This is a genomic window from Pseudomonas sp. GW460-12-10-14-TSB1, from assembly GCF_017349775.1.
GTDB classification, from domain to species: Bacteria; Pseudomonadota; Gammaproteobacteria; order Pseudomonadales; family Pseudomonadaceae; genus Aquipseudomonas; species Aquipseudomonas piscium.
This window is the reverse complement of record NZ_JACNAC010000054.1, coordinates 22,397-43,751: the sequence shown is the minus strand read 5'-3', so window position 1 is coordinate 43,751 and position 21,355 is coordinate 22,397. Positions and strand designations below refer to the sequence as shown.

Genomic DNA, 21,355 nt, shown 5'->3' with positions numbered 1-21,355 from the left:
AGATCGCTGCTAAACGAAAGGGGGGCAGCTGTACGCAGGTTAGCAGGCCGATCACATTGGAAACCGGCGCACCCGAAGGTGCCCTGCGCACAGCCACCATGACGTGCTGACTCAGTCAGACGGTAGGTGACGCTATACGCCCAATGCGATGTTTCGAGCTGCTAAACCCGATCACTGATTCAGCAGTGACAGGCCGAGCCTAGGCAGCAGGTTTGGCAGGCGCAAGCGGGTTAGAGTTTCTAGGAAAAGTCGTTCAATAGAAAGCGAAGAGCCTTACGTCGATGGGGTGAAAATGGACGCGTTCGCCCTCATCGTTTTGCGTTCACCGCCTAAATATCCACCAGCGCCAGCTGCCCGGCGCCCAGCACCGCGACATACAGCAACCCACCGACCAGGGTCACATTGGCGACAAAAATATTGCGAACCATGACCCGTACGTTTTTCGGTCCAGGTACTGTCCAGAAACGCACGAACATGAGCGAGACAAAGGCGACAAACAGCGCCAGTACTACAGCTGTTACCCGGGCATAGATACCGAACACCAGGCTGATCGCGCCCAGGATCTCGAACAGGCCGGTCAGCCATTCAACCACCGCGGGAAAGGGCAGGTGCAGAGACTCGATCTGTTTCATCTCGTCCGGATCCAGGCGCAGTTTGTCAAAAGCGCTCACCACAAACAGGGTGGCTAGCAGGCAGCGGGCTACCAGCAGGGCAAAATCTTCGATGCCGATCATCGCTCTATTCTCAATAAAAACAGGTTGGTTTTTTCACACGCGCAAAGCACCGGTTGCGCAACGTTCCAGGCGCAATGCATCGCTCGCTCAATCATCAAGGGGGACATGCACGGGCCGCGTGGCGTTGGCCCATAGGGCAAGTAGAGAAGCGCGAAGGGCAGGGGTAGCCTTTCGCGCTGGAGCGATCAGCCGCGCTGCGAGTCCAACTGCTCATTGTTGGTCACAACGGCCTGGGCCTTGAGGTAACTCTCGATCAACAACTGATAGTGCGGGAACACCGCGCTGTAGGCGCCGGCAAACTGCTCGGCGTCGCTGCGATGCCAGGTCTGCTGCACTTCGGCACAGACGGATGCGGTGTCCATCGGCACTACGCCGGCCTGGACCACGCGCGCCAGGGTGATTTCCTGGGCCATCTTGGAGTAGGTGCCGGAGGCGTCGATCACTGCGAACACTTGGTAGCCGTCATGCACGGCGGCGATGCTGGGGAACGCCATGCACACGCTGGTGATGGTGCCGGCGATGATCAGTTGCTTCTTGCCGGTCGCCTTGACCGCGGCAACGAACTCCGGATTGTCCCAGGCGTTGATTTCACCCTTGCGCGCCACGTACTGCGCGTGTGGCGCGGACTCGTGGATTTCCGGGATCAGCGGGCCGTTAGGTCCTTGCGGGACCGAAGCGGTGGTGATGACCGGAATCTTCGCCAGGGTGGCGAGCTTGGCCAGCGTCGTCGCGTTGGCACGCAACTCGGTCATCGGCATGTCCTTCACCGTCTGAAACAGACCGCTCTGGTGATCGATCAGCAGCATGGCTGCGTTGGCAGGATCGATTTTCGGGGTCTGGCCGTTGAAGTTGGCTGGAGCACTCATTTCTATTTCCTCATTTGGTGGGATCGTCCGTGAGTTTCGGGCTATGCCCGATTCGGTCCGCGCGTCCTGCGTAGACCACCATTGCAAACAGTCGGGCCGGGTTTGGGCGAATAGCCAGGTCGCCGGTGAACGCTCCGAAGCCTTGAGTTGAAACTTCGTTGGCGCCTGTCCAGGCAGGTTATCCGCGTGCCTTGGTAATGGCTTTTTCCAGTGTTCGATCAACCAGCCAGCGCATCAGCGTGCTGGTTTTCCGAGCTAGGGCACGGGTCAACCGGGCCTTGAATCCGGGGGTAATCATGAATTCGCGCCGTCGCACGCCATTGAGTATTCCGGCCACGGCCTTTTCGACGGGAAGTACACCGGCAAACTGGTTGAGCACTTCGGTAATTGGGCTGCCGTGCTGTCGCTCATAAGCCAACAGGGGAGTACTGATTTCACCCGGGCACACCACGGATACATCAATCCCGAGCAACTTCTGTTCAATCCTTAATACTTCCGCCAGCCCGACAACACCGAACTTCGATGCGGCATAGGCAGACTGGGTATAACTGCCAACAACGCCTGCCAATGAAGCCACCAACACCAGATGACCATTGGCTTGCATATGCTTGAGCGCTGCAGCGGAGAAGTTGCGGCTGCCCAGCAGGTTGATGCGCACCACTGTTTCAAAGACTTCGGCAGCAAGTTCCGTAAAGAGAGCGGTACGCAGTATGCCGGCAGAGTTGAAGGCCAAGTCCGGCCTGCCTACATAGATAGCCGCTTCGTCCATCGCCGACAGCATGGCAGCGCTATTGCTGACATCCACAGAATAAGCTTCGACGACTTGCCCCAGCCTGGAACAACCGAGCCGTAGTTCTGCCAACAGGCTCTGTTCAATGTTCAAATCGAAAATGGCAATGCTTGTACCTTCATCGATAAGCGCTCGAACTATATGCAAGCCAATGCCGCTGGCGCCTCCGGAGATAAAAGCCACTTGAGGTGCTCCATATAGCCAAGATGCCATGATGCACTCCTGCGTCAGAAACTCACTGGGTGAAGGTGTGTTTTAAGGGCCAAGGAATTAAAAGCGTGAAGTTCAAGAACCACTCACAACCAATCTTTTGCAGTCTGTGGTTTTCAAAAAACCATACTCTGTGATCAGGGCTTGTTACTCACCCAGCACAATGACCTTATCGCAGTTCTCGCCTTGTGCCTGGCACAGCAGTCGATAGACCATGAGCAGGCTCCTGGCATCCAATACACTTGTTACATCACCCTTTTCATCGATGTTTACATTGCTGCCAAAAACAGCAAACCAGACAACCGCATCTTCCTTGGCGTCGGCATCGACAACTAGCGTATGAACCGAGTGGGCTGGCTCGAACAGATAAGAGCCTGCCCTGTTTATCTTGTCCGGATATTCTTTATAGAACCATTCTCCAGAAAGAGTGATAGCGAACACTGGGCCCGTATGGTAGTGCGTGTCGATTGAAAACCCCGGCTTAAGACGATTGCGCACGACCCATAGGTTCTGGTTTAGATCCACCTGCAGAACTTGTAATAAAGAACCATCTGGCAATGTCACCCATGGCAGGTCATCTTCATTCAACAAGATAGCTTCACGAGCACCCTCACGTGTAACAACACCTTGGCTTTGCAAGGCGGCCAATAACTCCAGCACGGGACTATTGCTATCGTTCATAGCGATTCCTTATAAGGGCTTGACACAGGCTGGAAAACCATAACCTACTATTAAATATACAAAGTCTGCTACGTAAATATACGCAGTCTACTGCGGCAGATATTGATAAAACATGAATAGCAATTGACCTTTGACGAACGTTTTTAATCACCCCGCAGGCAAATCAAATGCATTTACTACGAACAGGCGCTATTCATGGTTTCGAAAGACTGGTCTCACACCTGGGCCAAAACCCTACGGTGATGCTACGCGATGCCGGACTTAGTTCGGCCCAGTTACAACAACCCAATACTTTGGTTTCCTATGTAAAGATAGCGTCCCTGCTAGACAGTGCGGCACAGCGTTGTATTGATCCTTATTTTGGATTGCACCTCGCCTCAGAACAGTCTTTTGTCGTCATCGGGGAATTGGCTTTATTAGCCAGCTATCAAGCAAATCTGGAACAGGCCATCGAATATTTTAACCAGCACGTTCACCTGCATTCGAACGGCCTTGCTTTGAAAATACAGATTCGTGACGAGGCCGTAGATGTCTCCGTTCATTTCAGCTTCAACAACGAAAGTGGTTTGTTGCACCTGAGGCAATTAAGTGCAAGACAACTATTCAACGCCATTCGTACCATGATGGAAGGTAATAACCTGAATTTGCACTTGCATTTAAGGCAGGCAAGGCCAGAGGCGCCCCGTTGGGTTGACATCTTTCCAGAGGGTTATCTTCATTTTAATAGCCGGTTCGATGGCGTAAGTTTTCCCAAGCAATGGCTGCAGCGCTCCCCACATATAGATAAAGCGCTCATTCGTGAGTGTCTCGAGCAGCGCACCCGACTCCTGGAGGCCCGTCACCCAAACGATCTGCAATCGCAGGTTCGCCACTTGATTTTCACCCTTCTACCCTATGGCGAATGCAGCATTGGCCGGGTCAGTGCCGCTTTGAACTTGAGTTCGCGGGTATTGCAGAAACGCTTGGCACAAGAAGGTGAGGGTTTCAGGGAATTACTACAGGCCACCCGTTTGGACATGGCCCAGCACCACTTGCTGGATGTCAACTTGAGTATTACCGAAATCGCCCTTTCTCTTGGGTATGCCGAGACAGCCGTATTCAGTCGTCACTTCAAGAAGTGGACTGGCGTATCACCGCGGCAATGGCGTGTGCAACATAAGATTCTATTGGGCTCAACCGAAACGGAGCCATCCTGATGCGCCGCAAAACCATCCAGGCAGAGTGAAAGGTCCACGTAGGGCCGTAACCTTTCTCGTTCTGCGGGGAAGTCATTAAGTCCCTCTGAAGAACATCCTGTCGTTTTAATGGCTGAATTCTCTATCGTCTTATATGCAGGCCTGACTGTTTGGGTTAGAGGCAAAGATTGTGGCTTCCACCGGCATAAGACAAAGCAGTACGGAAAGCAAAAAACCGAGAGCCCTATGAATATATTTATCAACATGAACACCTTTGTCACCGTCGTCGATGCCTTGAGTTTTTCGGAGGCGGCGCGTCGCCTGGGAGCAACGAAATCCCAAGTGAGCCAGCGCATTCAACAGTTGGAAAAACACCTGGGTTGTACCTTGGTCAGTAGAACCCGGCCAATCTCGATAACCGATGCAGGGCAGGTGTATTACACCCAGGCGGTCCATCTTCTACAGGAACTGAAAAATTCCGAGCAGTCAGTCAGGCGCACCGATACTTCTCTCCAGGGGCGTCTATGCATTTCCGCGCCGTTGGCATTCACCCCACGTTACCTGGCGCCGATTTTTTCCAGGTTTGCAAAAAAGCATCCTGACCTGGATATCGACGTACAAAGTACCGATAGTTTTGTCAGTCTTCAGGACCAGCACTTCGACATGGCCATACGTATTGGCCGGCTGGAAGATTCATCGCTAGTGGCAAGAATCATTACGGATAATCATCATCTGATTTGTGCCAGTCCCGAATATCTGGAGAAAAATGGCACACCGCAACATCCAGAAGACCTGCAACTGCATGATGGGTTGATGTACTACAACCGCGAGCCCAATGGTTTCTGGAGGCTCCCGTTTAATGGCCATCAAGAGTCGTTTCGAATCCGCACGCGCTTGCGTACCGACTCAGGACATCAACTGCTGGAAAGCGCCAAGGCGGGTATCGGCCTGGCCATCTTGCCAACCTTTCTGGCCCAAGATGCTTTGCTTTGCGGAGAGTTGATACCGGTGTTGCTGCCTTACTCACCTTCTGGCGGTCATATTTCAGTCGTTTACCGCAAAGCGATAAAAACGCCCCACAAGATACTGGCGCTGGCGCAGTTTCTTGGGGATGAAATCGGCCATCCTGCCCCGTGGGATCGAGCATTGGCAGAGAGAGGACTGCTTTACTGAATGGGCAGGCTTTCCAGCGAAGGCTGTGTGCCGACTCGGTATGCCTATCAGAGTAGGGGATCACGCTCCCCCTAAAAACAAAAAAAGCCGCATGAAATAACTCATGCAGCTTGTGAGGCGCCTCAGGGAACAGCTCAAATATCGAATGGCTTTCCTTTAGGGTCACTATGAAAAGTCCAACTACCTTTGACTTTGAAGGTCGATGCCGTACCAAAGGTATCTTCCATGAACTGGAAGTAGGTAATTTGCCCCTCTTTGACCTTGGCCAAAATAGAGAAAGGGGAGGTCAGGGTTTTACCTACCACCTTGGACTTGTAAGTGAATTTGCCAAAAACGGCAACGCGCTCATCGGAACCGAAGATATCCGTTACTTCAAAGTCCAGGTTGTCCCAATATTGGCCAACGCGAACAAAGGTGCTTAAAAAGGCTTCCGGCCCTTTACCCATGCCAGCCCAAGGCATGATCTGCTTGAGTGCCGGGTTTTCAAAGTTCAAGGAGATATAGGTTGCGTCAGCTGCAACCAGTTTATTGACCATCTCGCTGTTTGTAGTGTTGGCGAGAAAGTCCTGGACCACTTCAATAGGGTTGCGAGACATAACAGGTTCTCCATTGCGCATGAGTTATTCGAAAAACATCCTCTGTCCGGCAGATAAAAAAGTATATAGGCAGAAACGAAAACGGCAGGTTCAGAAAAAAAGAACGACCTGGCGGATGGGCAAGTAGCTGGTATGGGGGGTGAAGGGAAGCTTGAGCTGTATTGGAGCTATAGGTTAAGTGGGGCCGTACAAAGAAACAGAACACATAGTTACCGTTTTCATGGCTATCCGCGTTTCACCCGCCCAATAAAAATAGCAGGACAATTCCCTGCGGCGGAGCTCCATATCCATGTCAAGCGTATACAGAGATAACATAGAACTCGTTTTCGATATCCAAGGCCAGGGTCCCGATCTTTTACTGATTGCCGGCACTGCGGCCGATCGTACGCTCTGGTCCCTGGTGCGCGCCGATCTGGCAAAACACTTCAGGACCATTGCCTTCGACAATCGCGACTCTGGAGAAAGCAGCCTCTGCCCCACTGGCTACGCGCTTCAAGATCTCGCCAAAGATGCTCGTGCCGTCCTGGATGCAGCAGGATCTTCACAGGCGCATGTCATGGGCCATTCGCTGGGCGGCATGATCGCGCAGGAACTGGCCCTCCTGGCCCCACAGCGCGTTGCCAGCCTTACCCTGGTCAATACCACGTCAAGGTTGGGGACTTATACGCAAACAGTCATTTCCATGGCTCTTGCATGGTGTCATGCCATAAAGGATCAGGAACTCCTGGTGAAGTCGCTGTACTTCCTGGCCCTGGGCGAGGACTCCATTCACGGTGGAGCGCTGAGCCAGGTAGCCGCCTCTCTTGCGGAAGGGGGGCCAGGGCAGCCTCGGGAAGCGCTGGTTCGTCAGTGGGAGATTGACCTGACCGTCGATATCTACAATCGCCTGAAGCACATCACTACCCCGACACATATCCTCTGGGGCGCGCAGGATAAGCTCATACCTGAAATCCATCAGTTCGAGATGCTCGACAACATCATGGGCTCAAGCTACACACGCCTTGAGCATTCAGGGCATTGCCCGATGATCGAGACACCTGTCAATTTCGTGGAGAACACACTGCAGTTCCTGCTGGGGCACTGAGCCAGAATTGATGGAGCCTGAGGTAAACGGGCGCCATCAATTTACAGATCGTCTGCTTGGCCAATGGCTATTTAGCGGCCTGCTCGACAAACGCATCCGTCTCCAGACCTGCACCTGCGTATGGCTAGGCTGGCGGATGGGGGAGGAATATTCCAGGCATTAAAAAGCCGGCTTGTGGCCGGCTTCTCGGGGACTGGCTTGGTTCATTTTTGGTAAACCGCACCAGCCTGCAAAACGTACACCCAGCTCTTGCGGCTGGCTGTGGGACTTGGCGAGAAAATCATCTGCCGCGTCGGGCGGATCTGACCGGTTGAACAGGTCGATGCGCAAAGGTGGGGCGCAGCATACTGATATTCGAGGAGAATTCCCAGCGGGAAACGCTCTCCAGAGCCTTTGGCGAGGCAGAAAAGTACAGATGTTTTGTATCTGGGGGCGTTGTTGAGGGGAGTACGTGCAAGCCCGTTTCCAACAGGCACAAAAAAGCCCCGGCTTGGCGGGGCTTTTTATTGAAGGGGTGCTTAGCCTTTGTAGGCGGCAACCGACTTCGTGATCGCGGCGCGGGCGGCGTCTGCGCCGTCCCAGCCTTCGATCTTCACCCACTTGCCTTTTTCGAGATCCTTGTAGTTCGCGAAGAAGTGCTCGATCTGCTGAATCAGCAGCGCTGGGAGGTCGGTGTATTCCTTCACGTCGACATACAGCTGGGACAGCTTGTCGTGAGGAACAGCGATGACTTTGGCATCGCCGCCGCCGTCGTCGGTCATGTTCAGGATGCCGACCGGACGGGCGCGGATCACCGAGCCTGGAGCAACCGGGTAAGGAGTGACTACCAGCACGTCGAGGGGGTCGCCGTCGTCGGCCAGGGTGTTCGGGATGTAGCCGTAGTTGGCCGGGTAGAACATCGGGGTGGCCATGAAACGGTCAACGAACAGGCAGTCGCTGTCTTTGTCGATTTCGTATTTGATCGGCGCATGGTTGGCCGGAATCTCGATTGCGACGTAGATGTCGTTCGGCAGGTCTTTGCCAGCCGGAATCTTGCTGTAGCTCATTGGGCGATGCCCCCGTTAGTTGACCAAAATGTCTTGGCCGGATTGACCAAAAAGTGGCGGCGATTATAGGCATATTCCAAGGGCTGTGCCACGTACCGAAGGACGTATGGACGCCTTGGGCCTACCGCCGCAAACCCTGTGCAGAAGCGGCTAGCGACGCTCGATTGCTTGCGAAAAGAAGAGTCGCTGCAACGGGTTTAGTTCAGAGGCGCACGTCAGGAATGGCGATTATTTCGCCTGCGGACGTGTTCCGGTAGGACGCCTCAATGTTGCTGGTAGTGCGGGTCGCTGGCCTGCAGTTGCTGGAGCCGGGCCAGGGGATTCTGCCGGTAAAACAGCTGCAGTTGCTCGTAGACCTTCGGATAGGCTTCGTGGAGCAGGTCCGGGGCGCTGAAGAAGTATTCGCTGGTGACGGCGAAGAATTCCGCGGGGTTTTCCGCGGCATAGGGATCGATGGCGGTTTCGGCGTCCGGGTTGTGGTCGAGCTGGTGGTTGAGGTCGTCGTAGGCCGCTTGCATCACCTGCGCCCAGTCGCTGATGCGCATGTCGCTGTGCAGCGGCGGCAGGCCGTTGGCATCGCCATTGAGCATGTCCAGCTTGTGCGCCAGTTCGTGGATCACCAGGTTATAGGCTTCCCAGCCGCCGCTGGCGAGCACGCCGGGCCAGGCCAGGATGATCGGGCCCTGTTGCCAGGCTTCACCGCTGTGTTCGCCGTCCCATTCATGTTCGACGCCGCTGGCATCGCGATGGCGCTGGGGGCTGAGGAAGTCGTCGGGGTAGAGGACGATCTCGTGAAAGCCCTGGTACCAGTTCAAATCCCCCAGGTGCAGCAGCGGTAGCTGGGCCTGGGTGGCCAGCAGCAGGCGCTCGAACTGGTGCAGTTCGACCCCGGGCAGGGCGCTCAGGTGCTTGTCGTCGAGAAACAGTACGCTGGTTTCCCGCAGCCACTGGTCCTCGGCAGCGCTCAGGCCATCAAGGAAGGGCAGGTGCTGGCGCACCCGTTGCCACATTTCATCGGCAATCGGGTGCTTGGCCAGCCGACGCCGGCGGCGCCAGGTGCTGAGGGGCCACATACCGATCAGTGGCTTTCGGCCTTTGCTGCCGAGCGGCCCAGGCGGCTGCGCACCACGCCGATGATCATCGGCACTAGCGACAGCAGGATGATGCCCACTACCAGCAGCGACAGGTTTTTCTTGATGAACGGCACGTTGCCGAAGAAGTAGCCCAGGGTCACCAGGCCGCCGACCCAGAGGATGGTACCGGCCACGCTGAAGGCGAAGAAGCGTGGGTAAGGCATCTTGGCCACGCCGGCGACGAAGGGGGCGAAGGTGCGGATGATCGGCAGGAAACGCGCCAGGGTCACGGTTTTACCGCCGTGACGGTCGTAGAAGTCGTGGGTCTTTTGCAGGTAGTCGCGGCGGAAGATCTTCGAGTTCGGGTTGCTGAACAATCGCTCGCCGGCCGTTCGCCCGATGATGTAGTTGGTGCTGTCGCCGAGGATTGCCGCCAGCATCAGCAGGCCGCCGAGCAGTACCGGGTCCATGGCGCCACCGGCGGCGACCGCGCCGGCAATGAACAGCAGGGAATCGCCAGGCAGGAATGGCGTCACCACCAGGCCGGTTTCGCAGAAAATCACCAGGAACAGGATGGCGTAGATCCATGGCCCGTAGTTGGTCACCAACATGTCGAGATAAACGTCGAGATGGAGGATGAGGTCGATCGGGTTGAAATCCATTAGGGCACCTGTGGTGACGGTCCGACTCTGCGGGCCTGTGCGATGACTGGGGGCAAAAACTTACAGCTGGCGCAGATTCATCTTACGCCCCGAAAAGGTCGGCATTATAAGACCTGATATGTGAAATAGGCGTTGAGTTTGTAGCGAGGAATGTCTTGGCGGCGCTGACTGGCCAGAGGCGAAAGATCGTGACCTTCGGCAGCGTCTTCCCAGGTGCTGTCGAAGGTTGTGATCAGGCTGTTTCAGATGGGGCTTAGTCGTCGCTGATCGGCAATATGTAGTTCTTGAACTCGGTATCTTCGCGAAAACCGATGGATTCATAGGTTTTCTGCGCCACTTCGTTGTCACTGCTGGTGGAGACACGCATGCGCACGGCATGGGTGTCCTTGGCCATTTTCTTCGCGGTGCGAATCAGGTTGTCGGCCACCAGCTGGCGGCGAGCGTCTTCGGCGACATAGATGTCGTTGAGGATCCATACGCGCTTGAGGGACAGGGAGGAGAAGCTGGGGTAGAGCTGGCAGAAACCCAGGAGCTTCTTGTCGTCATCGTCGGGCAGGGCCAGGTAGATCACCGATTCCTTGCGGCGCAGGCGCTTTTCCAGGAAAGCCCGGGACGAGTCCGGAAAAGGCAGGGCGCCATAGAACTCGCGGTATTTGACGAACAGGGGCGTTAACAGATCCAGGTGTTCGAGGGTCGCTTGAGTAATCCGCATGGTTGTCCTCAACTTCAAATGGATACGACGGCAAACGGTTCATTACTCGGGCAGCCGTGTTTCGATGCTGCCTAAAGCGTGGAAAAAGCGCAATCGTCTCGAAAAATCACGGCTTTGCCGGCCCCAGCAGGAAATTGCCCTTGAGCGTGTCGGGTGCATCGCTGTCCAGGGTGTTCACCTGGGCCTCGTCCTTCAGGTTGACCCCCGAGAGCTGCCGTCTGCAGGCCTCGCGCATCAGGTACAGCAAACGGTGGGCCGCCATGCCGTAGCTCAGGCCCTCCAGGCGCACGTTGGAGATGCAGTTGCGATAGGCATCGGTGAGCCCGACCTTCGGGTTATAGGTGAAATACAGCCCCAGGCTGTCCGGTGAGCTGAGGCCTGGGCGTTCGCCGATCAGGATCACGGTCATTTTCGCGCCGAGCAGCTCGCCGATTTCGTCGGCCACCGCCACCCGGCCCTGTTCCACCAGGATGACCGGCGACAGCGACCAGCCCTCGGCCTCGGTCTGTTCTTCAAGACGGGCGAGAAACGGCAGGGTATGGCGATGCACCGCCAGGGCCGACAAACCGTCCGCCACCACCACCGCCAGATCGACGCCGCCCGGGTTGGCCGATGCGTGATCGCGCAGGGCCTGGGCCGACTCATCGCTGAGCTTGCGCCCCAGGTCCGGGCGTTGCAGGTAGCTGTGGCGATCGCTGGCGGCGCTGTGCAGCAGCAGGCTGCCGCGGCCGCGTTCGGCCAGTTGGCTGCTCAGCCCGGCATGGTCGAAGGGCAGGTGCACCGCATCGCGGGCCTGGGCGTGGGCGAACTGGAAGTCCAGCTGGGCGCCGGTGGGCAGGCTGGTACCGGTGCGGCCCAGGGCGATACGCGCCGGGGTCAGGCGGCGCAGCTCCAGCCAGGGGTTCTGGCTGTCGGTCGGGTGTTTGTCCATAAGCCTGTCCTTACTGAAGCTGTGCCAGTGCCTGGCGGAAGGCCGGCGGCAGGTTGTGGCCGAACTGCACCTTGCCGTCGGGCTGGGTGAAGATGCCGGTTTTCGCCAGCCACTGCTCGAACTCCGGCGCCGGTTTCAGGCCCAGGGTCTGGCGGGCGTAGAGTGCGTCATGAAAGGAGGTGGTCTGGTAGTTGAGCATGATGTCGTCGGAGCCGGGGATGCCCATGATGAAGTTGATCCCGGCCACGCCCAGCAGGGTCAGCAGGGTGTCCATGTCATCCTGGTCGGCTTCGGCGTGGTTGGTGTAGCAGATGTCGCAGCCCATGGGCACGCCCAGCAGCTTGCCGCAGAAGTGGTCTTCCAGGCCGGCGCGGATGATCTGCTTGCCGTTGTACAGGTACTCCGGGCCGATGAAACCGACCACGGTGTTCACCAGGAACGGCTTGAAGTGCCGGGCCACGGCGTAGGCGCGGGTTTCGCAGGTCTGCTGGTCGACGCCGAAGTGGGCGTTGGCCGACAGCGCGCTGCCCTGGCCGGTCTCGAAATACATCAGGTTCTGCCCCAGGGTGCCGCGCTTGAGGCTCAGGCCGGCCTCGTAGCCTTCCTGCAGGACATTGAGGTTGATGCCGAAGCTGGCGTTGGCCGCCTCGGTGCCGGCGATCGACTGGAATACCAGGTCCAGCGGCACGCCACGGTTGATCGCCTCGATGGAGGTGGTGACGTGGGTCAGTACGCAGGCCTGGGTGGGGATTTCATAGCGCTGGATGATCGCGTCGAGCATTTCCAGCAGGGCGCAGATCGAGGCGATGCTGTCGGTGGCCGGGTTGATGCCGATCATGGCGTCGCCGTTGCCGTAGAGCAGGCCGTCGAGAATGCTCGCGGCGATGCCCGCCGGTTCGTCGGTCGGGTGGTTGGGCTGCAGGCGGGTCGACAGGCGGCCGCGCAGGCCCAGGGTGCCGCGGAACCGGGTGACCACGCGGATCTTCTGCGCCACCAGCACCAGGTCCTGGACACGCATGATCTTCGACACGGCGGCGGCCATTTCCGGGGTCAGCCCGGGTGCCAGGGCACGCAGGCTCTGTTCGTCGGCGGCGTCGCTGAGCAGCCAGTCGCGGAAACCGCCGACCGTGAGGTGGCTGACGGTGGCGAAGGCGGCTTTGTCGTGGGTGTCGATGATCAACCGGGTGACTTCATCGGTTTCGTAGGGAATCAGCGCTTCTTCGAGGAAATGCTTGAGCGGAATGTCCGCCAGGGTCATTTGCGCGGCGACCCGCTCGCCGTCGTTGAGGGCGGCGACGCCGGCCAGGAAGTCCCCGGAGCGTGCCGGGCTGGCCTTGGCCATGACGTCCTTGAGGCTGTCGAAGCGGTAGGTCTGGGCGCCGACGGTGTGGGCGAAACTTGCCATACAGGTTCTCCTATGACGACGCAGGGAACCGGTCCCTACAGGCTGTGTGAAAACTGCTGCGTTCGGCAATCCTGCGTTAAAAACAGGCTCGGAATGCTCATTTAGGCCCCTAAACTCCGCTTCCTCGCCTGTTTTTGCCTTGTCTTGCCTTCACTCGCGACGTTTTCACACCGCCTGATTGCGTCGAGGTTTTCGGCGGTTAGTGCAAGGCTTCTTCAGCTTTCTGAATGGCCGCGAATTCTTCTTCGGGCGTGCCTGCTACCAAGTGATGCCGACTGTAGAAAGCAAAGTAAGCAATTAATACTCCATAGATGATCGCGGCGCCAATGACCACCCGCGGATCCACCAGGAAGCCCGCCACCACGGCGATGCAGGCCAGTACCAGGGCCACGCCGGAGGTGAAGATGCCGCCCGGGGTGCGGTACGGACGATCCATTTTGGGGCGACGGATGCGCAGGGTGATGTGCGCGGCCATCATCAGCACGTAGGAAATGGTCGCGCCGAACACCGCCACCAGGATCAGTAGGTCGCCCTGGCCGGTCAGCGACAGGCCGAAACCGATGATCCCGGGGATAACCAGCGCCAGGACCGGTGCCTTGCTCTTGTTGGTTTCCGACAGCTTGCGCGGCAGGTAGCCGGCGCGGGACAGGGCGAAAATCTGCCGCGAGTAGGCGTAGATGATCGAGAAGAAACTGGCGATCAAGCCGGCCAGGCCCACCAGGTTGACGAAGCTACCCATCCAGGTCGAACCGCCGTAGGCCTTGGCCAGGGCTTCCACCAGCGGGTTGCCCGAGGTCAGCAGGGCGTTGGCCCCTGCGCCGCCCGGGCCGATCACCAGGATCAGCAGGGCGAAGCTCAGCAGCACCAGCATGGCGCCGATCAGGCCGCGCGGCAGGTCGCGTTTGGGGTTCTTGGTTTCTTCCGCAGCCAGCGGTACGCCTTCGACTGCCAGGAAGAACCAGATAGCGTAGGGAATCGCCGCCCACACACCGACATAACCGAACGGCAGGAAGCTGCTGGCGCCCACGGCCTCGGTGACCGGGATGTCCAGCAGGTTGGCGACGGAGAAGTGCGGCACCATCGCCACCAGGAACACGCCCAGGGCCAGGGCGGCGACTGCGGTGATGATGAACATCAGCTTCAGCGCCTCGCCGACCCCGAAGATGTGGATGGCGATGAACACGATGTAGAACACTAGGTAGATCATCCAGCCGCCGATCCCGAACAGTGACTGGCAATAGGCGCCGATAAACACCGCGATCGCCGCGGGGGCAATGGCGTATTCGATGAGGATCGCGGTACCGGTGAGGAAGCCGCCCCAGGGACCGAAGGCGCTGCGGGCAAAACCGTAGCCGCCGCCGGCGGTGGGGATCATCGAGGACAGTTCGGCCAGGGAAAAGCACATGCACAGGTACATGGTGGCCATCAGCAAGGTGGCGAGGAACATGCCGCCCCAGCCGCCCTGGGCCAGGCCGAAGTTCCAGCCGGCATAGTCGCCGGAGATGACGTAGGCCACACCCAGGCCCACCAGCAGGACCCAGCCTGCCGCGCCTTTTTTCAGTTCGCGTTGTTGGAAATAGTCGGAGCCGACTTTTTCAAAGTCGACGGAAGAGCCAGCCGACTGCACGCCGGTATGTTCGCTAGGCATAAGGGTTCACCTGTTCTTATTGTTGTGCCCGGTCGGCAGACCGGATCGGTGTTGCAAGGCGATGGTGTGTTTTGCCTTGAGGCCGTCATCGCGAGGTTGTTCGCGACCAGCCCCCAAGGGTGAAGCCGCACTGGCGGCTCCACCCTTGTCCCTGGCTTTATTGGCTTTAGAAGAAGCCCAGCGGATTGATGTCGTAGCTCACCAGCAGGTTTTTGGTTTGCTGGTAGTGGTCGAGCATCATCTTGTGGGTTTCACGGCCGACGCCGGACTTCTTGTAACCGCCGAACGCCGCGTGGGCGGGGTACAGGTGGTAGCAGTTGGTCCACACACGACCGGCCTTGATTGCCCGGCCCATGCGGTAGGCGCGGTTGATGTCGCGGGTCCAGAGGCCGGCGCCGAGGCCGAACTCGGTGTCGTTGGCGATGGCCAGGGCTTCGGCTTCGTCCTTGAAGGTGGTGATGCTCACCACCGGGCCGAAGATTTCTTCCTGGAACACGCGCATCTTGTTGTTGCCCTTGAGCAGGGTCGGCTGGATGTAATAACCGCTGGCCAGGTTGCCCTCGAGTTTTTCCACCTTGCCGCCGGTCAGCAGCTGCGCGCCTTCGCCCTTGGCGATTTCCAGGTACGAGAGGATCTTGTCGAACTGCTGCTCGGATGCCTGGGCACCGACCATGGTGTCGGTATCCAGCGGGTCGCCGCGCTTGATCTGCTCGACCTTTTTCATCACCACTTGCATGAACTCGTCGTAGATCGACTCTTCCACCAGGGCGCGGGACGGGCAGGTGCAGACTTCGCCCTGGTTGAAGAACGCCAGCACCAGGCCTTCGGCGGCCTTTTCAATGAAGCTCGGTTCGGCCTGCATGATGTCGGCGAAGAAGATGTTCGGCGACTTGCCGCCCAGTTCCACGGTGGACGGGATGATGTTCTCGGCGGCGCATTTCATGATATGCGAGCCCACCGGGGTCGAACCGGTGAAGGCGATCTTGGCGATGCGCTTGCTGGTGGCCAGGGCTTCGCCCGCTTCCTTGCCGAAACCTTGCACCACGTTGAGCACGCCCGGCGGCAGCAGGTCGCCGATCAGTTCCATCAGTACGCAGATGCCCAGCGGGGTCTGCTCGGCCGGCTTGAGTACCACGCAGTTACCGGCGGCCAGGGCGGGCGCGAGTTTCCAGGCGGCCATCAGCAGCGGGAAGTTCCACGGGATGATCTGCCCGACCACGCCCAGCGGTTCGTGAATGTGATAGGCCACGGTGTTGCCGTCGATTTCCGCGGCGCTGCCTTCCTGGGCCCGCAGGCAGCCAGCGAAGTAGCGGAAGTGGTCGGCGGCCAGGGGGATGTCGGCGTTGAGGGTTTCCCGCACGGCCTTGCCGTTGTCCCAGGTTTCGGTGATGGCCAGCAGTTCGAGGTTCTGCTCGATACGGTCGGCAATTTTCAGCAGGATCAGCGAGCGGGCCTGTGCCGAGGTGGCACCCCAGGCATCGGCGGCGGCATGGGCGGCGTCCAGGGCTTTCTCGATGTCTTCGGCAGTGGAACGCGGGAACTCGGCGATCGGTTGGCCGTTTACTGGCGAGGTATTGGTGAAGTACTGACCTTTGACAGGCGCGACGAATTCGCCGCCGATGTAGTTACCGTATTTGCTCTTGAACGAAACGATAGCGCCTTCAGTACCGGGGTGTGCATAACGCATGGTGGGTATCTCCTGGCTTTTGTGCTTATTGGGAGGACGCGCTGTTGCGCTTGTAAAAGCGTAGAGCAAAGCCCGGGCCACTGCGTTACGGGCCAGGTAAATCAAGGGTTTGCGGATGTTTCAGCGGCCGTGCACCGAGTGTCTGTGGCAGTTGTGGCACAGCACGGGTGACACTTTGTACCGCTTATGGCACAGCCCGTGACTCATTGGTCGAAGTGGCATTGCAATGCATCCATGGCTGGAGGATGCTGGGCTTCGCCTTGATCTGAATCGCTTGATGCAGCCGTCGCAGCCGTCAGCGCAGCAGGAGAACAATAAGAAATGCACAGCAATCACCTCACCCGGCACGCCCAGCAAGTGCTGACCGTGACCCAAGGCAAGGCCCATCTGCAGGGGCCTGGCAGCGATCCTTCCATCGCCCGTTCCTGGCTGCGGTGCCTGGAGGATTATCACCTCGACCCGGCCCTGAGTATGGCGCCCACCGTGCTCGAGCATGGCCGCCTGCTGGAAAGCCGCGAACGCCTGCAGCAGGTGCTGCAGATCGCCGGCAACGAGATGACCAGCCTGCACCAGCAGCTGTCCGGTGCCGGCCATGCGGTGTTGCTGACCGACGCCCGCGGGGTGATCCTCAACTGCGTCACCGCGCCCACCGAGCGCAAGATTTTCGAGCGCGCCGGGCTCTGGCTCGGCGCCGACTGGAGCGAGGCCTGCGAGGGCACCAACGGCATTGGCACCTGCCTGGTGGAGCGCCAGTCCCTGACCATCCACCAGGACGAACATTTCCGCGGCCGTCACACCGGTCTGACCTGCTCGGCCAGCCCGGTGTTCGACCCCCACGGCGAACTGCTGGCGGTGCTCGATGTTTCCTCGGCGCGTCCGGATGTGTCGCGGCAGAGCCAGTTCCACACCATGGCCCTGGTCAATCTCTCGGCGAAGATGATCGAGAGCTGCTATTTCCTGCGCTATTTCGACAATCAATGGTTGCTGCGTTTCCACCTGCAGGCCGAGTCCGTCGGCTTGTTCAGCGAAGGCTTGCTGGCGTTCGACGGGGAAGGGCGGATCAGCGCGGTGAACCAGAGCGCCTTGAACTTGCTGGGGCATATTCGCGGCGGCTTGTTGGGCAAACCGGTGGAAGCCTTTTTCGACTGCTCGCTGGACGAGCTGCTGGGCCGCGCCAGTGTCAATGCCAGCGCCAGCTGGCCGCTGCGCACCCGCGATGGTCGGCATCTGTTCGCGGTGTTGCGTGGCCAGCCGCGCAGTGTGCCGAAACCGCTGCCGCCGAGGGCGCTGGTGCTGGAGCGGCCGCGTCTGTCCGGGATCTGCTTGGGCGATGCGGCCCTGCAAGGCGACTTCCGCAAATCCTTGCGGGTGTTCGAGCGCGATGTGCCGTTGCTGATCAATGGCGAGACCGGCTCCGGCAAGGAGGCGTTCGCCAAGGCGGTGCACCAAGCCAGCCAGCGGGCGGAGAAAGCCTTTGTCGCCTTGAACTGCGCGGCGATTCCCGAAAGCCTGATCGAAAGCGAGCTGTTCGGTTATCGCGGTGGCAGCTTCACCGGGGCGCGCAAGGAAGGCATGCGCGGCAAGTTGCAGCAGGCCGATGGCGGTACGCTGTTCCTCGATGAAATCGGCGATATGCCGCTGGCCTTACAGACCCGCTTGTTGCGGGTGCTGGAAGACCGCATGGTGGTGCCTATCGGCGGCGAGCCGCAGGCGGTCAACGTGCGCATCATCAGTGCCACCCACCGAGACCTGCTGGAGCGGGTGCGGGATGGCAGCTTCCGCGAGGATCTGTATTACCGCCTCAATGGCCTGGAAATCAGTTTGCCGGCGCTGCGCGAGCGCAGCGACAAATCCCAGTTGCTGGATTTTCTCCTGGCGGAAGAAGCCGGCGACCAGCAGGTGTCGCTCGACGGCCCGGCGCGCCAGGCCCTGCTGGACTTCCATTGGCCAGGCAACGTGCGGCAACTGCGCAACGTGTTGCGCACCCTGGCGGCGCTCTGCGACCACGGGCGAATCGGCCTGGAGGATATACCGGCGATGATTCGCCAGGGCCGCCCGGCGCCGGTGCCGGCAGCTGCCGAGGAGGCGGGCGAATACCCGCTGGACGATGCCGAACGCCTGGCCTTGCTCAACACCCTGGAGCAACAGCGCTGGCATATGACCCACACCGCCAAGCAGCTGGGGGTGAGCCGCAACACCCTCTATAGAAAGCTGCGCAAGCATGGGATCGCTCGCTAGGCGCGGTACCGCGTTATCGTTCATCGCGAGCAATCGAGCGTCGACCGGCTGCTCCTACAAAGTAATGCGCACCTGTAGGCGCGAAGCTTGCTCGCGATAGGCGGCGGCCGCCGATACATCGGTAACCGCGGTCCAAGCCTCCAGCCGCGTTCGGGCGACTCCCCGGCAAAAGCCCCACAGAACTCGTCATAGCCTCCGGCAGTGGCAACCGTGTGTTCCCCCATCAGCTAAAGAGTGCGATTTGCAGCCCTCTACGCTAACCTGCCTCGATGTTTTACGAGGTCGACTATGCACATTCATATTCTCGGTATTTGCGGCACTTTCATGGGCTCGATGGCGGTTCTGGCCAAAGAGCTGGGCCATCATGTCACCGGCTCCGATGCCAACGTCTACCCGCCGATGAGCACCCAGCTCGAAGCCCAGGGCATCGAGTTGACCCAGGGCTACGACCCGGCCCAGCTTGACCCGGCACCGGACCTGGTGGTGATCGGCAACGCCATGTCCCGCGGCAACCCGGCGGTGGAGTATGTGCTGAACAAGGGCCTGCCCTATGTTTCCGGCCCGCAATGGCTGGCCGACCATGTGCTGCAAGGCCGCTGGGTCCTGGCGGTCGCCGGCACCCACGGCAAGACCACCACCAGCAGCATGCTGGCCTGGGTGCTGGAGCATGCGGGCATGAGCCCGGGCTTCCTGATCGGTGGCGTGCCGCAGAATTTCTCGGTGTCGGCCCGCCTGGGCGGCACACCGTTCTTCGTGATCGAAGCCGATGAATACGACAGCGCCTTCTTCGACAAGCGCTCGAAGTTCGTGCACTACCGTCCGCGCACGGCGATCCTGAACAACCTCGAGTTCGATCACGCAGACATCTTCCCCGATCTGCCGGCTATCGAACGGCAGTTCCACCACCTGGTGCGGACCATCCCGAGCGAAGGCCTGGTCATCCACCCGACCACCGAACCGGCCTTGTTGCGGGTGATCGACATGGGCTGCTGGACCCCGGTGCAAACCACCGGCGCGGGCGGCCAATGGCAGGTCAAGCTGCTCAGCGAAGACGGCTCGAAGTTCGAAGTGATGTTCGAAGGTGAGGCCCAAGGCGTGGTCGAGTGGGACATGACCGGCCAGCACAACGTCGCCAATGCCCTGGCCACCCTGGCCGCGGCGCGCCATGTCGGCGTGGTGCCGGCCATGGGCATCGCCGCGTTGAGTGCGTTCAAGAGCGTCAAGCGGCGGATGGAAAAGGTGGCTGAAGTCCACGGCATCACCATCTACGACGATTTCGCTCACCACCCGACCGCCATCGCCACCACCCTGGACGGCCTGCGCAAGCGCATCGGCGATGCACCGCTGATCGCGATCATCGAACCGCGCTCCAACTCCATGAAGCTCGGCGCTCACCGTGACGGGCTGCCGGAAAGCGTCAACCAGGCCGATCAGGTGGTCTGGTATTCGCCGGCCAACCTCGGCTGGGACCTGGGCGCCACCGCTGCGCTGTGCACCGTGCCATCGATTGTCAGCGATTCGCTGGAGGGCATCATCGAGCGGGTGAAGAGCCAGGCCAAGCCGGGCACCCACGTGGTGATCATGAGCAACGGCGGCTTCGGCGGCCTGCACGGCAAGCTGGCCGAGGCACTGCGATGAACAACGGCCCGGAACGCATCACCCTGGCGATGACTGGCGCCTCGGGCGCCCAGTACGGCCTGCGCCTGCTGGATTGCCTGGTGCGCGAAGACCGTGAAGTGCACTTCCTGATCTCCAAGGCCGCGCAGCTGGTGATGGCGACGGAGACCGACGTGACCCTGCCGTCCAAGCCGCAGACCATGCAGGCCTTCCTCACCGAGTACACCGGTGCGGCGGACGGGCAGATTCGCGTGTATGGCAAGGAAGACTGGATGTCGCCGGTGGCCTCGGGCTCCGGCTCACCGGCGGCGATGGTGGTGGTGCCTTGCTCCACCGGCACCTTGTCGGCCATCGCCACGGGCGCTTGCAACAACCTGATCGAGCGGGCGGCGGACGTCACCCTGAAGGAGCGGCGCCAGTTGATCCTGGTGCCGCGCGAGGCGCCTTACTCCAGCATCCACCTGGAGAACATGCTCAAGCTGTCGAACATGGGGGTGACCATCCTGCCAGCCTCTCCGGGCTTCTATCACCAGCCGCAGACCATCGACGACCTGGTGGATTTTGTCGTGGCGCGGATTCTCAACCTATTGAACATCCCGCAGGACATGTTGCCGCGGTGGGGCGAGCATCATCCGGGCAGCGATGAGTAAGTCGCTGCTGATCCTGCTGGTTGCCCTGCAGCTGGGCGGTTGTGCCACGGCACGTACGCTGAACGCGGCCAAGCCGGGGGCGCCGGTGGTGTATTCCGGGACGCGCCTGGATTGGTATGTGATGCAGGGCGGTTGTTGCCCGATGGACCGCTTCGGGGCTGAAGCGCCGAGCTATCCGGGTGTCGACCTGCCGGCCAGCGCCTTGCTCGACACGCTGCTGTTGCCGCTGTCGGTACTGACGGTACTGGGAGTTGGGTTTCAGGCCACGGGCGGGTTGTAGTTCTTTCGCGGGCAAGTCGGATCGCCGCCCGCTCGCTCCTACAGAAAAGCACATGCTTCTGTAGGAGCGGAGCTTGCCCGCGATGCTTTCTAATGCC

At 59.5% G+C, this 21,355-nt stretch carries 20 protein-coding genes; 7 read left to right on the top strand and 13 right to left on the bottom strand.

Features of this window, described 5'->3' with window-relative positions; all coding sequences use genetic code 11:
• Window positions 1-329: 329 nt before the first annotated feature.
• The 4 genes from J4D52_RS24725 to J4D52_RS24710 all read right to left on the bottom strand — a co-directional run bounded on the left by J4D52_RS24725 (window position 330) and on the right by J4D52_RS24710 (window position 3,281).
• Entirely contained in the window at window positions 330-734 is a 405-nt protein-coding gene (locus J4D52_RS24725; RefSeq protein WP_025807764.1) for a DoxX family protein, read from the bottom strand.
• A gap of 185 nt (window positions 735-919) precedes the next feature.
• On the bottom strand, window positions 920-1,600 hold the full coding sequence (locus J4D52_RS24720) for an isochorismatase family protein (RefSeq protein WP_025807762.1): 681 nt from the start codon (window positions 1,598-1,600) through the stop codon (window positions 920-922).
• A 178-nt stretch (window positions 1,601-1,778) separates the two neighbouring features.
• On the bottom strand, window positions 1,779-2,603 hold the full coding sequence (locus J4D52_RS24715) for an SDR family NAD(P)-dependent oxidoreductase (RefSeq protein WP_036998127.1): 825 nt from the start codon (window positions 2,601-2,603) through the stop codon (window positions 1,779-1,781).
• A 144-nt stretch (window positions 2,604-2,747) separates the two neighbouring features.
• Window positions 2,748-3,281, bottom strand: coding sequence for a 2,4'-dihydroxyacetophenone dioxygenase family protein (locus J4D52_RS24710; protein WP_025807757.1), 534 nt, complete (start codon window positions 3,279-3,281; stop codon window positions 2,748-2,750).
• Between the two features lie 167 nt (window positions 3,282-3,448).
• On the opposite strand from J4D52_RS24710, the gene J4D52_RS24705 reads away from it, so the two are divergent.
• Together J4D52_RS24705 and J4D52_RS24700 are read left to right on the top strand one after the other, a co-directional pair.
• Complete coding sequence (locus J4D52_RS24705) at window positions 3,449-4,477, top strand: AraC family transcriptional regulator (protein WP_102676695.1); 1,029 nt, start codon at window positions 3,449-3,451, stop codon at window positions 4,475-4,477.
• 225 nt (window positions 4,478-4,702) lie between these two features.
• Window positions 4,703-5,629 (top strand): LysR family transcriptional regulator, encoded by a 927-nt coding sequence (locus J4D52_RS24700; protein ID WP_025807754.1) that lies wholly within the window; start codon window positions 4,703-4,705, stop codon window positions 5,627-5,629.
• Between the two features lie 134 nt (window positions 5,630-5,763).
• Here J4D52_RS24700 and J4D52_RS24695 read toward each other — a convergent pair whose 3' ends face one another.
• A complete protein-coding gene (locus J4D52_RS24695; RefSeq protein WP_081251693.1) occupies window positions 5,764-6,225 on the bottom strand; it encodes a nuclear transport factor 2 family protein in 462 nt (153 codons plus the stop codon).
• A gap of 289 nt (window positions 6,226-6,514) precedes the next feature.
• Between J4D52_RS24695 and J4D52_RS24690 the strand changes: the two genes are divergently transcribed.
• Window positions 6,515-7,309: an alpha/beta fold hydrolase gene (locus J4D52_RS24690; RefSeq protein ID WP_102676694.1), complete on the top strand. Its 795-nt coding sequence runs from the start codon at window positions 6,515-6,517 to the stop codon at window positions 7,307-7,309.
• 518 nt (window positions 7,310-7,827) lie between these two features.
• Here J4D52_RS24690 and ppa read toward each other — a convergent pair.
• The 8 genes from ppa to J4D52_RS24650 form a co-directional block, all read right to left on the bottom strand.
• On the bottom strand, window positions 7,828-8,355 hold the full coding sequence (gene ppa, locus J4D52_RS24685; protein ID WP_007933577.1) for an inorganic diphosphatase: 528 nt from the start codon (window positions 8,353-8,355) through the stop codon (window positions 7,828-7,830).
• 263 nt (window positions 8,356-8,618) lie between these two features.
• Window positions 8,619-9,428: a zinc-dependent peptidase gene (locus J4D52_RS24680; RefSeq protein ID WP_102676693.1), complete on the bottom strand. Its 810-nt coding sequence runs from the start codon at window positions 9,426-9,428 to the stop codon at window positions 8,619-8,621.
• Between the two features lie 5 nt (window positions 9,429-9,433).
• Window positions 9,434-10,090: a DedA family protein gene (locus J4D52_RS24675; RefSeq protein WP_053281090.1), complete on the bottom strand. Its 657-nt coding sequence runs from the start codon at window positions 10,088-10,090 to the stop codon at window positions 9,434-9,436.
• 253 nt (window positions 10,091-10,343) lie between these two features.
• Window positions 10,344-10,802 carry an N-acetyltransferase gene (locus J4D52_RS24670; RefSeq protein ID WP_009051056.1) on the bottom strand — a complete coding sequence of 153 codons (459 nt, stop codon included), beginning with the start codon at window positions 10,800-10,802 and terminating at the stop codon, window positions 10,344-10,346.
• A gap of 106 nt (window positions 10,803-10,908) precedes the next feature.
• Window positions 10,909-11,733: an ethanolamine ammonia-lyase subunit EutC gene (gene eutC / locus J4D52_RS24665; protein WP_025807743.1), complete on the bottom strand. Its 825-nt coding sequence runs from the start codon at window positions 11,731-11,733 to the stop codon at window positions 10,909-10,911.
• A gap of 10 nt (window positions 11,734-11,743) precedes the next feature.
• Complete coding sequence (locus J4D52_RS24660; protein ID WP_009051054.1) at window positions 11,744-13,138, bottom strand: ethanolamine ammonia-lyase subunit EutB; 1,395 nt, start codon at window positions 13,136-13,138, stop codon at window positions 11,744-11,746.
• A 199-nt stretch (window positions 13,139-13,337) separates the two neighbouring features.
• Complete coding sequence (gene eat, locus J4D52_RS24655; protein ID WP_025807739.1) at window positions 13,338-14,786, bottom strand: ethanolamine permease; 1,449 nt, start codon at window positions 14,784-14,786, stop codon at window positions 13,338-13,340.
• A gap of 166 nt (window positions 14,787-14,952) precedes the next feature.
• The gene (locus J4D52_RS24650) at window positions 14,953-16,473 is read right to left on the bottom strand and encodes an aldehyde dehydrogenase family protein (protein WP_007924088.1); all 1,521 of its coding nucleotides are present in this window, start codon (window positions 16,471-16,473) and stop codon (window positions 14,953-14,955) included.
• 321 nt (window positions 16,474-16,794) lie between these two features.
• Here J4D52_RS24650 and J4D52_RS24645 point away from each other — a divergent pair, with 321 nt between their 5' ends.
• The 4 genes from J4D52_RS24645 (at window position 16,795) to J4D52_RS24630 (ending at window position 21,258) form a co-directional block, all read left to right on the top strand.
• Window positions 16,795-18,711 (top strand): sigma-54-dependent Fis family transcriptional regulator, encoded by a 1,917-nt coding sequence (locus J4D52_RS24645; protein ID WP_102676692.1) that lies wholly within the window; start codon window positions 16,795-16,797, stop codon window positions 18,709-18,711.
• A gap of 288 nt (window positions 18,712-18,999) precedes the next feature.
• Window positions 19,000-20,349 (top strand): UDP-N-acetylmuramate:L-alanyl-gamma-D-glutamyl-meso-diaminopimelate ligase, encoded by a 1,350-nt coding sequence (mpl, locus tag J4D52_RS24640; protein ID WP_102676691.1) that lies wholly within the window; start codon window positions 19,000-19,002, stop codon window positions 20,347-20,349.
• A complete protein-coding gene (gene ubiX / locus J4D52_RS24635) occupies window positions 20,346-20,978 on the top strand; it encodes a flavin prenyltransferase UbiX (RefSeq protein WP_025807733.1) in 633 nt (210 codons plus the stop codon). The genes mpl and ubiX overlap by 4 nt, the downstream gene beginning before the upstream one ends.
• The gene (locus J4D52_RS24630; protein WP_025807731.1) at window positions 20,971-21,258 is read left to right on the top strand and encodes a YceK/YidQ family lipoprotein; all 288 of its coding nucleotides are present in this window, start codon (window positions 20,971-20,973) and stop codon (window positions 21,256-21,258) included. The genes ubiX and J4D52_RS24630 overlap by 8 nt, the downstream gene beginning before the upstream one ends.
• Window positions 21,259-21,355: the final 97 nt, after the last annotated feature.